This window comes from Mucilaginibacter kameinonensis, from assembly GCF_003675385.1.
In the GTDB taxonomy this organism is placed as follows: Bacteria; Bacteroidota; Bacteroidia; order Sphingobacteriales; family Sphingobacteriaceae; genus Mucilaginibacter; species Mucilaginibacter kameinonensis.
Genome location: NZ_RCWZ01000001.1, coordinates 934,981 through 949,407 on the forward strand (window position 1 = coordinate 934,981; position 14,427 = coordinate 949,407).

Annotated in this window: 10 protein-coding genes and 3 tRNA genes; 2 read left to right on the plus strand and 11 right to left on the minus strand. The window is 41.3% G+C overall.

The window, feature by feature from the left end; all coding sequences use genetic code 11:
• Nucleotides 1–102 precede the first annotated feature (102 nt).
• Nucleotides 103–1,131 (plus strand): sulfite exporter TauE/SafE family protein, encoded by a 1,029-nt coding sequence (locus EAH55_RS04225; RefSeq protein WP_121808589.1) that lies wholly within the window; start codon nt 103–105, stop codon nt 1,129–1,131.
• Nucleotides 1,132–1,454: 323 nt separating this feature from the next.
• Here the strand turns inward: EAH55_RS04225 and EAH55_RS04235 are convergent.
• From EAH55_RS04235 to EAH55_RS04270, 8 genes are all read right to left on the minus strand, one after another.
• Nucleotides 1,455–1,528 (minus strand) — tRNA-Asp (locus EAH55_RS04235).
• A 100-nt stretch (nt 1,529–1,628) separates the two neighbouring features.
• Nucleotides 1,629–1,702, minus strand: a tRNA-Asp gene (locus tag EAH55_RS04240).
• Nucleotides 1,703–1,802: 100 nt separating this feature from the next.
• A tRNA-Asp gene (locus EAH55_RS04245) sits at nt 1,803–1,876 on the minus strand.
• 186 nt (nt 1,877–2,062) lie between these two features.
• A complete protein-coding gene (locus tag EAH55_RS04250; protein WP_121808590.1) occupies nt 2,063–4,450 on the minus strand; it encodes a hypothetical protein in 2,388 nt (795 codons plus the stop codon).
• Between the two features lie 49 nt (nt 4,451–4,499).
• The gene (locus EAH55_RS04255; RefSeq protein WP_121808591.1) at nt 4,500–5,678 is read right to left on the minus strand and encodes a DUF4249 domain-containing protein; all 1,179 of its coding nucleotides are present in this window, start codon (nt 5,676–5,678) and stop codon (nt 4,500–4,502) included.
• On the minus strand, nt 5,675–6,856 hold the full coding sequence (locus EAH55_RS04260) for a DUF4249 domain-containing protein (protein WP_121808592.1): 1,182 nt from the start codon (nt 6,854–6,856) through the stop codon (nt 5,675–5,677). Before EAH55_RS04260 ends, EAH55_RS04255 begins: the two co-directional genes overlap by 4 nt.
• Nucleotides 6,857–6,864: 8 nt before the next feature.
• A complete protein-coding gene (locus tag EAH55_RS04265) occupies nt 6,865–9,636 on the minus strand; it encodes a TonB-dependent receptor (RefSeq protein ID WP_121809027.1) in 2,772 nt (923 codons plus the stop codon).
• 78 nt (nt 9,637–9,714) lie between these two features.
• The gene (locus tag EAH55_RS04270) at nt 9,715–10,446 is read right to left on the minus strand and encodes a hypothetical protein (protein WP_121808593.1); all 732 of its coding nucleotides are present in this window, start codon (nt 10,444–10,446) and stop codon (nt 9,715–9,717) included.
• Between the two features lie 311 nt (nt 10,447–10,757).
• Between EAH55_RS04270 and EAH55_RS04275 the strand changes: the two genes are divergently transcribed.
• Nucleotides 10,758–11,114 carry a bleomycin resistance protein gene (locus EAH55_RS04275; RefSeq protein ID WP_121808594.1) on the plus strand — a complete coding sequence of 119 codons (357 nt, stop codon included), beginning with the start codon at nt 10,758–10,760 and terminating at the stop codon, nt 11,112–11,114.
• A 9-nt stretch (nt 11,115–11,123) separates the two neighbouring features.
• Here the strand turns inward: EAH55_RS04275 and EAH55_RS04280 are convergent, their stop codons facing one another.
• The 3 genes from EAH55_RS04280 to EAH55_RS04290 all read right to left on the minus strand — a co-directional run bounded on the left by EAH55_RS04280 (nt 11,124) and on the right by EAH55_RS04290 (nt 14,366).
• Nucleotides 11,124–11,816, minus strand: a complete 693-nt coding sequence (locus EAH55_RS04280) for a response regulator transcription factor (protein ID WP_112570941.1) — start codon at nt 11,814–11,816, stop codon at nt 11,124–11,126.
• A gap of 162 nt (nt 11,817–11,978) precedes the next feature.
• Nucleotides 11,979–13,787 carry a sensor histidine kinase gene (locus tag EAH55_RS04285; RefSeq protein ID WP_121808595.1) on the minus strand — a complete coding sequence of 603 codons (1,809 nt, stop codon included), beginning with the start codon at nt 13,785–13,787 and terminating at the stop codon, nt 11,979–11,981.
• Between the two features lie 210 nt (nt 13,788–13,997).
• Nucleotides 13,998–14,366: a DUF3127 domain-containing protein gene (locus tag EAH55_RS04290; RefSeq protein WP_112570937.1), complete on the minus strand. Its 369-nt coding sequence runs from the start codon at nt 14,364–14,366 to the stop codon at nt 13,998–14,000.
• Nucleotides 14,367–14,427 lie beyond the last annotated feature (61 nt).

Below are 14,427 nucleotides of genomic sequence, written 5' to 3' on the forward strand. Positions count from 1 at the left end.
CAGGAGGAATTCAAAAAAACTACTGGCTGTAGTTGATGAACGAAATATCACTTTGCGTTCATCAAATTCATTTTTCAGCATCCTTTCCTTTATTTTAGCGTTATGCCCCTGACAATCTCTCTATTATTTATAGTTGCCCTGCTGGCTTTTATACTGAGCGCGGTTTGCGGCGGCGGAGCAAGCATGATCCTGATCCCTGTTCTTGGTTTGGTAGTTCCAAATGCACAGATACCTGTCGCGTTATCGCTCGGTACTGCTTCCAGTTCCTTGTCAAGGGTAGTCGTTATATGGAAATCAATACGTTGGGATTTGGTCAAATGGTTTATTCCTGCGGCTATTCCTACAGTTTGGCTTGGCGCGTGGTTACTTACCTATGTAAACCCTGTGTTTCTGCAATTATTGCTGGGTTTATTTTTATTATGGAACCTCTCTTCGCTTTTCAAAAAACAACCTGTGCTTAAAGTTCGGGAGCATCAAAGCAATGTCGCAGTATTGTTAATAGGTTTGGCTACCGGCTTTGTTTCGGGTTTAACCGGAGCGGTAGGGCTTATCTTTAATCGTTTTTACCTTACTTATGGCCTTTCCAAACAGGAGATTGTGGCAACCCGGGCTGCCAATGAAGTTATCCTTCATCTGATTAAGCTGGGTTTATATGCTTCTTTTGGCTTGTTGACTAACAATTCGGTTATCTATGGGGTAATAATAGCGGTTGCAGCAGTTATTTCGTCTTTCGCGGTTAAATATGTACTGCCTCTAATCAGTGACCGACTGTTTCAAAAAATCGGATATGCAGCTATGGTGATCTCGGGATGTTTTATGACTTATGGTGCAGTTAGAGATATTGCTTCGGGTAATTTGCGCATCAGTATCGTTCCTATATCCGGAGGCTTGGAAACCAGTGTTCAATGGAAAGAGAGTGATTTTAAACTCGAATTAGAATATGACGAAGGTTTTGAGGTAGAACATGCCATAACACTGAATGAACTTCCGCCTGTTTTCCGGCCAAAAGTTATAGTCCTTATTGAGGGGGCCGACAAATATCTCATTGAAGAAGTTAATGGTTTCCGGAAACATTATTATGAGGTTTATACCTGGCGTAAGGGCAAGCTTAGTAAATATGATGTTAAGTGACATGCTTTTATTCTCGTCAATCTATCGGATTTGAGGAAAAGAATTGTGGGTTTCAATCTTCAATAAGGGTGAATTTGCTTTTATTCAGATCTGCTGCATTTTCTCACTGATAAGTCCAAGCTTCATCTTAAAAAGATCAATATCAGTAAAACAGTAGATTGATGCCCTTTTTTGATTTGGGATTGTTTTAAATGGCGCAATGATTACCCCGGCGGAATTAGGGGCTATCGTATAAGTGTTAGCAAGATGTCTGAAGTATATGGGAACAAAAAGGCCCTTAATCATTGATTAAAGGCCCTTTGATGTTTTGTTAAAATATTTAGCGGAATGGACGGGACTCGAACCCGCGACCCCATGCGTGACAGGCATGTATTCTAACCAGCTGAACTACCACTCCGTTTGGGGTTGCAAATATACAAACCTTTTTATTTTACGCAAATTTAAAAGCTAAAAAGTTTTGGAAACAAAAAAGCCTTACTTTTCAGTAAGGCTTTTAGCGGAATGGACGGGACTCGAACCCGCGACCCCATGCGTGACAGGCATGTATTCTAACCAGCTGAACTACCACTCCGTTTGGGGTTGCAAATATACAAACCTTTTTATTTTACGCAAATTTAAAAGCTAAAAAGTTTTGGAAACAAAAAAGCCTTACTTTTCAGTAAGGCTTTTAGCGGAATGGACGGGACTCGAACCCGCGACCCCATGCGTGACAGGCATGTATTCTAACCAGCTGAACTACCACTCCTCCGTTTGGGTGTGCAAATATACAAACCATTTTATTTTACGCAAATTGTTTTTTCAAAAAACTGGGCTATTTGAAAAATTGGGCACTTTTTTGATTTGTTTGTCTTTTTTTATGTGTCTTAATTTATTGATATTCAACGTTAAATAAATATATCGCAATGCGCAGTTTATGAAAATTCTAAAAAAGTTATTTAACATCAAAGCTAAAATACTGGCTTGCGGCATCGCCTTGGGCTGTAATTCCCTGCACAACGCCTATATATTTCCCTGTTTGATCGGATGTATAAAACGACAACTGGTGCTTTCCCTGGGCAGGTGTGGTGATATCTGGCGCCCAGTAAAGTTGATTTCTGAAATCGGGCATCCTATTTTTTACAGCCTGCTCAGTATCATATACAGGCGAATAAAATTCACGCTGTAACTGCAAACCTTCATAATCCAGCACTACAGCCCGCGGGTCTATTTCAACGCCGCCAAGGTCGCCTTTATAGGTTGTAAAGCTCAAGATCCCCTCATATACTGATGGTCCCCAATAATACCGGAAAGGGACGTCCTCGAGCTTGCGCACTTTTAGCGGATCAATGGCCATTACTTTATCAATATCAAAAACAGGGACATCGTCGAGCATTACTAAAGGGTCACCGTCTAAAAATCCGTTGCCATTAAGTACTTTAATATGGTAACGTTTTTGTGATCTGGTAACCCACACCTCTCTTACATACTCCCGCAGTACCTCTTCCATAGTAGTAAAGCGGGTGTAGTTATCTAAAAGATAAGTTTTATAAGGTGTTGCATAAAAGCCGGAGCTATCAACGCCAGGCTCATAAAAGCGCTTAAGTTTGTTAGTCAAATAAATGTTCTGAACCTGCGTAGCAAGACTACTTTCTTCAATGGCTTTTTGCATCCCCCTGGTCAGGTTAAATTTGGGCATGGGATACTTTGAGTATTGTTCAGAAAAGGGGCTTAAAATGTCTATATGATAGCTTGTATCCCGTTCTGAATTGGTTTGGGCTACTATCTCACCGGGGCCATACAGTTGCCTGGTGTTAAAGATCAACCGTCCTGCCGAATCGCTTCTTGCCGCGTAAAGCTGAACTCTTTTTCCGGGTACACTTAAATAGGCTACTATATCGTTGGCTGCAACGCCGGTTTGGGTATGGGTTACTTTTCCGGTAATCAGGTGTCCGTCATACTCGGGCAAAAAGTTAAATGCGGCAGATTTATTGCTGAGCACATTCTCCCATTGAAACCTTCGCCAGCCTTGTGAAAGCATAAGGTTATCCAGGGCGGCATCGGCGTCCGCATCATTGTTTTTTAAATAATAACCCGGCGATTCAATATATCCGCGTAAATCCGACTTTAACCACAGATAACTAAAGATCTCGCTAGCTGCATCCGCACTTTGCAAAGAATCGATCTTATAAACCGACATTGACAGGTTAGCCGGCTTTATTTGGCCAGATAAGTCTTTGGCAGCAATAGCCACACTTACTTTTTTACGGTGGCCATATAAGCCTTGATCGGCACTGGCGTCGATGCTGAGGTTTTGTTTAGGGCGTTTAAAATAAAGTCGCTCACATATAGGTTGCCTTGCGCTATTGAAGATGGTTAAGTGTGATACGCCGTCGCCTAATTTAGCTTTATCAAGGCTGAAGCTGGCAGTTCCGTTATTAAATGCAGCTGTAACACCTGCATTAACCAGTTTCCCTGTGTGTGCAAACAGATATAGTTCACGGCCTTCAACGCCTGCCCCGTTTACTGTCACTTCTATTTGCGAGCTGCCGGCATCTTTTACCGACATAACATAGCCTTGATTATTAACGGCAGGTAACTCTTTGCTAACAGGGGCACTATTAGCCGATTTGATAATGGCTTTATAAACATTACCCGCTGCCGGCGTAAATGAAAAATTACCGATACCAAATTTTAATGGCTGAAACCTCGCCACGGTGTCGTTTTTCTGATCGACTACAAAACCCCGGTATTCACTTAGCCCGGTACCATCTGAAGCCGTAACCTTAAAAGCAACTTTGCTGTTAAGCCCGGCAACAAGGTTTCCTCCCTCCGGGAAAAATTGAACGTCATAACCAGGGGATTGAGCCTTAGCCTGGGCTTCCGGCGATTTTAAGGGATTAACAATAGTGATCGCTTTTTCAAAATAATAATCAGGGCTGAAGTTCTTCATCCAGCTGGTGTATGCCCGTAATTTATAATTGCCATTGTTTGCCGAAACAGGAACATAAAAAGAGCCACTTCCGAGACCGTTTTTCATTTCTATTTTGGTTTGTATGATGGCGTTTTGCTTTTCATCCAATACATCAACATACACAACTTTACTTAAGCCCAATGGCTTATGGTAAGTGGCGTCGACATTGTAGATCTTAAACCATAAGATTTCGCCGGTTATGTATGCGCTCTTGTCGGTATGCACAAATATTTTTTCCTGCACGGTAGTTTGCCAGTACTTATTAAAGCTGTCGGTAATTTGATTTGCAGTTTGTGCAAGGCTGTTTAATGATAACAGTAACATGCCTAAAAGCAAGGGCGCAGTAATAACTTTTTTGGTTTCTTTCATAGCCTAAATCTTGTTGATCTATTTTAGTGGCATTATTATAAAATCTTATTTATCTATCTTTCCAAAACGAAGGTGCTTTAACAACTCCCCTAATGGTACAATCCACGCAAGGCACTGTTGAAGATGTGTAACCAACGAGATTGCCTCCTATCAAAATAGGGTCTACCGGTATTGCGCCTCCAAAAATAATGTTGCTGTTAACCGTATTGGACATCGTGTGCGGATCAACGAAGTAGTTTGAATCAATAGGTCCGCAATCGTAAGGATATTTTGCTGTCCAGTCCCATGGCAAATCAAGATTGTCAATAAATACTCGTTTAACCTGTATGTTGGTTACGCTTACATAGCCAATAACAGGCTCTTTTGGATCTTTAAGATTATGGATATTGCCGGTTAACTGCGATGGCTGGGCGTCAAATATGCTTCCTAACTGTTCGGTGTTTTTCTTTAGGTTTTCCCAAAACTGATAAGCTTCTTTGGTTAAGGCGTATTGCTTCAATAAAATGGTATACCGTTTTTCAATTTTTTCGGATGTGGCGTCAATTGTGGTAACTGGCGCCTGGAATATAACATCCTGCGAAAGTTTTATGGATGAGCTTAAAACAATTGAAGTCGACCTATCACCTGCAAAGCAATAATAGTTAAGCTGTGCCGGTGTTCTGAATACGATCTTGTGAATACTGTTATCAACGATGTAGGTAGATAGGTATTTGGAATGAAACCGCCATGTCTCGTCAAAGCTCCACCGATAGTATCGGGTGTTATTAGTAGCATCATGTGTGTTTACATAGATATTTACCTGATTGTTTTTTATATTAAAGCCTATACTATCAATTGGAGGGTTGGCTTTTGCCACTACATAATCAGATGCATATTCTGTACTGTTATCAATATTAATATGCAGTCGGTATCTTTTTGATGCATTGAGATTTAACCCTGTTGAAATATAATTGCCATTGCCCGCAGACTGAAGATTATAACTGGCGCCATCTTCGGCTTCAACAGAAACAACGGCATTATCAATAATCATCGAATTCACATTGCCGGATATATTTACAGTTTTGCTGAGCCTTATGATCGTTGAATCATTGCCGGTATTTATTACACCTTCAACCACCAGGTAATGGTTAGGGCTGCCCACAATGCCCGGATTATATGGTTTTTTACATCCCCATACAAACAGCATTAACAGCGCCGCGTAAAAAATGTATCTTTTAAATCGCTTCATTTTCTCTCAATCCAAAAAGAAGGGGCTTGCACCCGTCCTCTGATCCTGCAATCGGAACATTCAATTGTTGAATAAGTAAAACCAATTATATCCAGCTTTTGGGTTATCTCAAGTAGCGGTATTGCATTTCCGTTAACTATGATATTAAGTACGTCATTTTGCTTTGTTTTGGGGTTAACATAAAGAGCAGAATCGGGAGGCCCACAATCATACGGATATGTCGGTGCCCAATCATGCGGGATGTCCGCATTATCAATAAACACCCGTTTTGATTGGATATTGGTAGCACTGATGTAGCCAATTACGGGTTCGGCCGGGTCTTTCAGGTTATGAATGTTACCGGTTAATTGCGAAGGCTGGGCATCAAAAATGCTTCCTAATTGCTCTGTGTTTTTCTTTAAGTTTTCCCAAAACTGGTAGGCCTCTTTTGTTAAGGCATATTGCTTCAGCAAAATGGTATAACGTAATTCAATTTTTTCGGAAGTGGATGCTATGGTTGTAAGAGGTTGCTGATATATCACATCCTGCAATAACTTTGCCGATGAGCCTATAACTATTGAGCTTGATTTATCGCCGGCAAAGCAGTAATAACTACTTTCGCTGGGAGGCCGTACAACAACCCCTTTCTTGGTTGGGTCAACCATATACGCAGACTGGTATTTGGAATGAAAACGCCAGGTTTCTTCAAAACTCCAACGGTAATACCTGGTATTGTTTGTGGCATCATGCGTGTTGGCATAAAGCTGCAGGTTATTGTTTTTGATATTGAACCCAAGGCTGTCAATTGGCGGAGTCTTTTTTACTTCCACATAGTCTGAAGCATATTCTTTACTGTCGTTGGTAAGGATATGTAACCTATATTTTTTTGATACATCAAGGCTAAGTCCTGTTATGGCATATATTCCGCTGCCCTGGGGGATAAGCGTATATGTACCTCCGCCCTCGCCTTCAACCGATACCGTGCAATTATCAACCCCGCTTGTTTGGGCATTGCCCGAAATATTGACTGTTTTGCTTAATCGTACTATGGTAGAGTCGCTGCCGTTATTGATCACGCCCTCCACAACCAAATAACTGTTTGGGGCATCTACAACTTTAGGGTTATAAGGCTTTTTGCAGGCAATAAAAACGATGCCTGGTAACAAAAACAACAATAAATATCTTCTTCCTGTAATCATCACTATAGTTAAAACCTTATATTGTAGTTAATAAACGGAATTGGCTTGGCAAAAATGGATAGCTTATAGCCGTTAATAGCCCCGCCCTGTTCGGTAAAGAATGTTGAATATGCGTTTTGCCTGCCCGTTAAGTTGTACACGCCTATGGTAAATGAGTTGTGCGTTAACTGATGTACCTTGTGATTGCCCTCAATATTCATTGAAAAATCCGACCTGAAGTAATCCGGGATGCGGTACTGGTTCCTGTCCGAATAGAATACCCGCTCGGAGCCACCATATTCGTACTTGGCAATAGGCAGGGTTATAGGCCGCCCAGTGCTATAGGTAACATTCAGCGAAACGCTAAACCTGTGCGAAAACCTGTAATTACCAATAAAATTAAAATCGTGTGGTTTATCAAAGTTTGCCGGGTAATAGGCCCCGCCATTGATCAGATCGCCTGCATTGGGATCGTTTTGCCTCAGGAATGTGCGCGAGTAGGTATAGCTGATCCAGCCGTTGGCTTTACCGGTAGCCTTTTTTATTAAAAACTCAATGCCGTACGCTTTGCCTTGTGTGCCTATTACATCTGTTTCGATGTGATGGTTTAACACCAGGTTTGCCCCGCTCTTGTAATCAAGATAATCCCTTAATCGCTTGTAATACACCTCAACAGATGTTTCGATGGTGTTTGATTTCAAGTTACGGTAAAGCCCCAGAGATACCTGGTCGCCATATTGAGGTTTAATGTTAGGATCGCTTAATTGCCAAACATCGGTAGGAGATATAGCTGTTGTATTTGATAACAAGTGAATGTACTGCCTGAGCGTATTATAGCCACCTTTTATGGACAAATTATCGCCCAACTGGTACCTGGCCGAAAGCCTGATCTCTGGGCCCGAATAGGTTTTGATAAACTTACCGCTCGAGTAATTGGTGCTATCCAAAAGGTTGGTGCTTGTTTTAGGCAGGTTGGGCGCGTAGTTGTAAACCGTTTGCGGCCCAAGGTAATTATAAATGGAGTACCTGATACCTCCGCTGATTGACAGGTCCTCGGTTACGTCAAACTTATCACCAAGATATAAAGCGCTTTCCAGTGCTTGTTGCGCGGCAACAACATCAGGCGCAACTAATGATTGTGTGCCAAGCGGCTGGAAGTTGCCTGGGTGGAGTTTATAGTAAATGGAACTTAAACCAAAGTCGACAGTGTTTTTACGGTTGAGGTAATAAGTAAAGTCGGTTTTAAAATTAGTTTGGTTAATATCAAAGTTTAGCTTGTAAGCATTCACCGGGTTATCGGCACTTGAAATATCATATTGGTACCGGTCAAGCCCAGCCATGATAACACTGAACAGCTTATTGTTAAAATTATGCTTCCATTTAAGGTTGATGTTCCTGTTGCTATAGCTATAAGCGGTATCGCTGTTAAGCTTGAATTTATCCTTACTCAGATAGCTGGTTAAGTACAGATTGTTTTTATCGTCAATCTGATGGCTTATATCCAGGTTGAGGTCATAAAATGAGGCCGAGCTATGTTTATAAGCATCGGGCAGTAGTTTAAGGAGCCAATCAGAATAAGTGGTACGGCCACCAAAGGAGAACGAGGTTTTATCTTTAATGATAGGTCCTTCAACATTAAGCCTGCTGGTGATTAAGCCAATACCTGCCGATCCGGTAAATTTCTTTTTATTTCCCTCCCGGTTAGTTACGTCTAATACAGAAGACAGACGCCCGCCAAACCTTTCGGGGATGCTGCTTTTATACAGTTCGATGTCTTTAACAATATCCGGGTTAAATGACGAAAAGAAACCGAAGAAGTGCGATGGGTTATAGATGGTGGCATCATTCATCAGGATCAGGTTCTGATCGGCAGAGCCGCCGCGTACGTTAAAGCCTGTTGTAGCTTCACCTACCGATTGAACACCGGGGAGGGTAAGTACTACTCTTAATATATCAGCCTCGCCAAATACGGTTGGCACCTGCTTAATGCTTTTAATGTCGAGCCGGTTTACACCCAATTGTACGTTGCGCACGTTGGCTACCTTTTCGGCAGATATTTTTACCTCTTTCAGGCTGGTAACCTGCTCCTGCATTTCAATAACAATTTTACCGTCCGAATACAGGATGATTTGCCTGCGGGTATCGCGCATGCCAATACCTCTTACACTCAACACCTGCCGGCCTTTGGGTAATTTGATGGTGAAGTAACCAAACTGATCGGTAGCTACGCCGGTTTTTGTATTGGTAACATAGATACTGGCCCCCGTTACCGATTCGCCCGATTTTGCTTCCTTTATATATCCCGATAGTGTTGCCGTGCCAGGTTCAATGGTATTGGTTTTGATCCCTATTTCATACAACTTGTTTTCGGTGGTTGCTTCGGGAATCTTTTTATCCTTATCTATATCGGCATTGGCGGGAGATACGCTTATGTTGGCTGCAGTAGCATTGGCAGCTGTAATGCCAAAATAGCCCACGGCAAGGCCGGTTTGTATTTCGCGCCCCTTGGTTAAAAACACCTGTTGCTGTTTAATGGCAAAGCTGAATCCGGTGTTTTTAAAAGCCTGATTTAATATGGTTTCAATAGGTTTGTCGGTTACCTGCAAGGTTACTTTTAGGCTGTCGAACTGCGTTGCATCGTAAAAAAAATGATAGCCTGATTTTGCTTCCAGTTCTGTTACAAACTGCTCAATGGTAGCTTGCTGAAAGTTTACACTTATTGATTTTACCTGGCCTTGCTGGGCGTAGCTCAGTTTAATTAAAATCAAAAAACAGAAACTTAGAAGGTAAATTTTTTTCATCCGGTTATTTTGTTTTTCTGCCGTATATTTTAAATGTAATGTTGCCACCGCCTACGCTGACGGACGGGGGGCAATACACTAATTAGTTAAATGATCGTAATAGGAGGCTACGCTGGTTATGGCCTGTTCGAAGTTTTCGCTAAAGTCAATATTGTTTGTTTTGATATATTGCCGCAACTCCTTCTTTTTATCCTTGAAGATGTCCAGTAGTGCACCTTTACTGCCAAAACTTGAATAATTGGCTCCTTTTTTTACGTAATAGCTTTTTGATTCGCGAAAAAATGACTCTACGTTGTTACTGCCGGCAGCGGTTTGAATGCTTTTTTCTCTTCGTGCAAGGATCTGTGTATTGGCCCCCTTGTACAACTGATCATAAAAACCGGTAGTGAGAGCGGCCTTCCCCGTCGAGTCGGAATTGATACGTACAAAATGATGGTTAAGCAGCCAAAACTCCGGAACCCATGTGTTTAATAAAGAGATTTTTGTAAAATGATTATATAGCAGCGTTACAACAACGTCCTTGTTGATATCATACATCATAGGGATGTTATTGTACAATGCGCCGTTATAGTTTACATTACCCGGCGAAAAAGTTTTAACGTCAAAAACGTATGCGTTGCCTTTGATTAAGGGATCATAAAACTCGTACTCCGGGCCGTTATACAAATGTGACTGTTGATCGATGGTAGTGTTGTATTTAGCAATTACATGGCTTAAGCCGGTGCTATCTATTGTTGTTTGCGCACGAACATCGCCATTTGCAAGTAGGCTTGATGTGATAATTAAGACCGCGAGTATAGTTTTAATCATTTAGGCTTTTTATAAAAATGAAATTTACATGACTTTCAATTAATTACCAAACGTCCGCTTGCTAATACGTTAAAGCAACTGTATTAATCGTGTTACACTAAGAGGTTTATAATTATTTATTACGGTTGCCGCAAAACGGATGCGACATTTGGTCTTAAATAATTCTTTATGAATGACTTAAATAAGGCGTTTGAGAAATTGCCTCAGGGAAGTAGGAGTGATTTTTTGCAGCCGTTAATTATTGGAGATTAAGGTTTGGGAATTGAAAAATGTAAACGACCTTATACATTTATGTACATAAATTGTCAGTTATGCTTAAGACCGCGATTCCTGTTCTGGCTTCACTCAATGAGGAAGAGACAGTTAAGTTTTATACCGAAAAGCTTGGTTTTACTTTTAATGCAAGCTGGGATGGTTATCTCATTATGAACCGTGATAACCTGTTTATCCATTTATGGCCGTGCAGCAACCCGGAGATAGCCAAAAATACAGGCTGCTACATTTTTGTAACAGAGGTAGACAAGCTTTATGTCGAGTATAAGCCGCTTGGTATAGTACACCCTAATGCCGATTTGCAAATCCGTCCCTGGAAAACAAAAGAGTTCAGTATTTTGGATAACAACGGGAATATTATCCATTTTGGCGAGGATATTTCAGATGAAATGTAGCTGCTAATTTTAATTGATCAGCAGCTTGTATCCCCGGCCATGAACGTTAATGATCTCAACGTTGGAGTCATCCTTTAAATATTTACGGATCTTGCTCAGGAAAACATCCATACTGCGGCCATTAAAATAATTATCATCATGCCAGATGTTGAGCAGGGCTTCTTCGCGGGTTAGCACTTCGTTTTTATGTACACATAACAAGCGCAGTAGTTCGGCCTCCTTGGTTGAAAGCTTTTGCTGTGCATCGCCAATCGTGATCATCTGGGTGGTATAATCAAATGTATATTTCCCGATTTTGAAGGAGGTTTGTTTTTCCTCTTCTTTTTTGCCGGTATTGTCGGTACGTTTTAAAAGAGCATTTATACGCAGCAGCAGTTCTTCAATGCGGAATGGCTTGGTGATATAATCATCGCCACCCAAATTAAAAGCCTGGGTTTTATCCTCTATCATCCCTTTGGCCGTGGCAAAAATGATAGGCACCTGGGCATTGATTTTACGAATATCCTTGCCAAGCGTGAAACCATCTTTTTTAGGCATCATCACATCCAGTATCAATAGGTCATATGTTTGTTTGGTGAAGGCCCGCAAACCTTCTTCGCCATCCTTACATAAAACCACGTCAAACTTACCTTTCAATTGCAGGTAATCCTGTAGTAACAAGCCCAAATTGGCATCATCCTCAACCAGTAGTATTTTCTTCATATATTTTCAAGTCCGAAAGTCGGGATGTCCGAAAGTCCGGAAGATTGTTCGTTTTAGTCCGGAAATCCGATGTCGGAAAGTCCGTAAGTTCTTTGTGTATGTTGAGCCAGGAGTCTGAGTTTATCTTACGGACTTTCGGACAAACCGACTTTCCGACTGCGCTTACGCTATCGCAAACTTCAGCTCAAACTCCGAGCCTTTTTCTTTCTCTGATTTTACGCTTATTGTACCATTCAGGCGCTTAACTATAGTATTTACATAGCTTAAGCCCAAACCAAAGCCCTTAACGTTGTGCACATTACCGGTAGGGATGCGATAAAACTGTTCAAATATTTTTGATTGCTGATCGCGGCTCATACCTATACCCTTGTCGGCTACCTTGATAACAACTTGTCCGCTTTTAACAAACGTACTTATGGTTATATCGGGCTCTTCATTGCTGTACTTAATGGCGTTATCAACAAGGTTATATAGTACATTTGAAAAATGCAGCTCATCGGCAATGATGTAGGCATTTTCGGCATCGAGATGTAGGGTGGTTTTAGCATTGCATTTCTGCAGCTTAAGTGCCATGCTATCAAGTACAACGCTGACCATTTCGTTAACATCAACCGGTTTTTTCTCCAGTTTGAAGTCGTTACGTTCAATGCGGGCTATATTTAATACCCTTTCAATATGGCTGCCTAAACGCGCGTTTTCCTCAAAAATGATATTGGCTAAGCGCGCTACACGGTTTTTATCTTCGGCAATTTCATTGTCCCTTAAAGCCTCACTGGCTATCATAATGGTTGATACCGGAGTTTTAAACTCGTGGGTCATGTTATTGATGAAATCGATCTTCATTTCTGAGATCTTTTTCTGCCTCAGTATCGAAAAAATGGTATAACCGAAGCAAAGGATGAGCACCATGGTAAGGCCGCCGGTTGTGGCCATGGTAGCGGTCATATTGCGCAATATCAATGAGTTTTTTTGCGGAAACGAAAGCCTGATCTTTCCCGGGTCATTGATCACCTCTTTGGTGAAAATAGGGGTTTGATAGGTATTGGCCGCAACAAATACCGGTAGCTTTTCGCCCTGATTGTCGCTGGCGTTCGAGAATATCAATGAATCGCTGTTGGCCGTTGTAACCTCATAGCTAAAAGGTAGATAAATGCCTTTGTTGTGCAGCTCAAAGCGCAACAAGGAATCTATCCAAAAAGGATTGATCCGTTTATTCAGCGGCTCGCCCGATTTGCGGTATTCCTCGGCCAGGTTTTCAATAACAGTAGGTTTAGCCCCTGCATCGTTGGCTTTTTCAACCGAATCACTTTCAACCAGTTTTTTGATCTGCTGAAACTGCCTTTCCTTTTGTTTACGGGTTTGCTCCTGCACCCATAATGGGTTTATGCGCGGCACCGAAATCATTTGCTTACCAAACTGAGGATCTACATAAACATACCTCAGTGTATCGTATTTATGAAGCTTTTTGGGTTGGGTTATACGGCGGGTTATACGGGTATGTACAATTTCGGGGGTTAGCTGCTCATGCACTACGCCAAATTCGTCGGTGTATTCTTCAACATGCACTTTGAAGTCAACGGTGCCTTCTGTTTGCAGTAAGCCGTTAAGCTCATCATCCATTTTTTTACGCTGGATCATGCGCTGTAAACTATCGCGCAGCAAAGCAATCCGTTTTTCGCGGGCAGATGAATGCTTTCTTGCTTTATCACCAATAACTTTTATGGTATTGACACCGGGTTCCTCGTTTTCGGTACTGATGGTGGTTTGCTGAGTTTTAGTTTTCAGAAAGTTGTTGGCATCCTGGCGGGTCACTTTATCAACCACGTTATTCATGGCTTCCCGTACCTGGCGGTCAAACGAGTCGGATTGCATTTGATACGCCTGCCTCAGAAAATAAAATTGCATAGCCATCACGCCCAAAAGCGCGAACCCCATCAACCCAATAATTAATCCTATGCTCCTCTTTTTCATTTATTAACAAGCAAAATTATCTGAAATAGGTACACAAAAATTGCATTTAACAAAATTTAACAAATGCGATTTAAGTTTAAAACTCTGTTGCTTAATATTTTATTATTTCAATAGCTTTAGGTAGGCTTTAAAACGAGGTTTATTAACAAAATGTTCATAAACAACAAAAGGCCCTTGATAAGGGCCTTTTGAAATATCTGTATTGCTTTATTAGAATGGCAGATCGTCATCATCTGCTGATGAGCTGATATCTGCTGAAGGAGCAGCGTATTGCGGAGCAGCAGACGCGTTGTTAGCTGCTGCAAGCGGAGTAACCCTCCATAATTGCAATGAATTGAAATAGCTTTTCTTGCCCATTTTATCTGTCCACGGACGGCCTTTAAGATTAAAAGAAACCTCTACGTCATCTCCAATCTTAACGTTATCAAGTAAATTGCAACGATCCTGGATAGCCTCAAACTTTAAATATTCAGGGTATTGAGGATTCTCAATATATTCAAGTATAAGTTCGCGTTTTTTAAGTGAATCGGTTACTTGCTGAGTGGCCGACACTTCATGTACCTTACCTTTAACTTCCATAATTAGTCTTCAAATAATTTAAAAATGTAAAGTTAATAGTTAAGAAATTAAAATAGGGGCT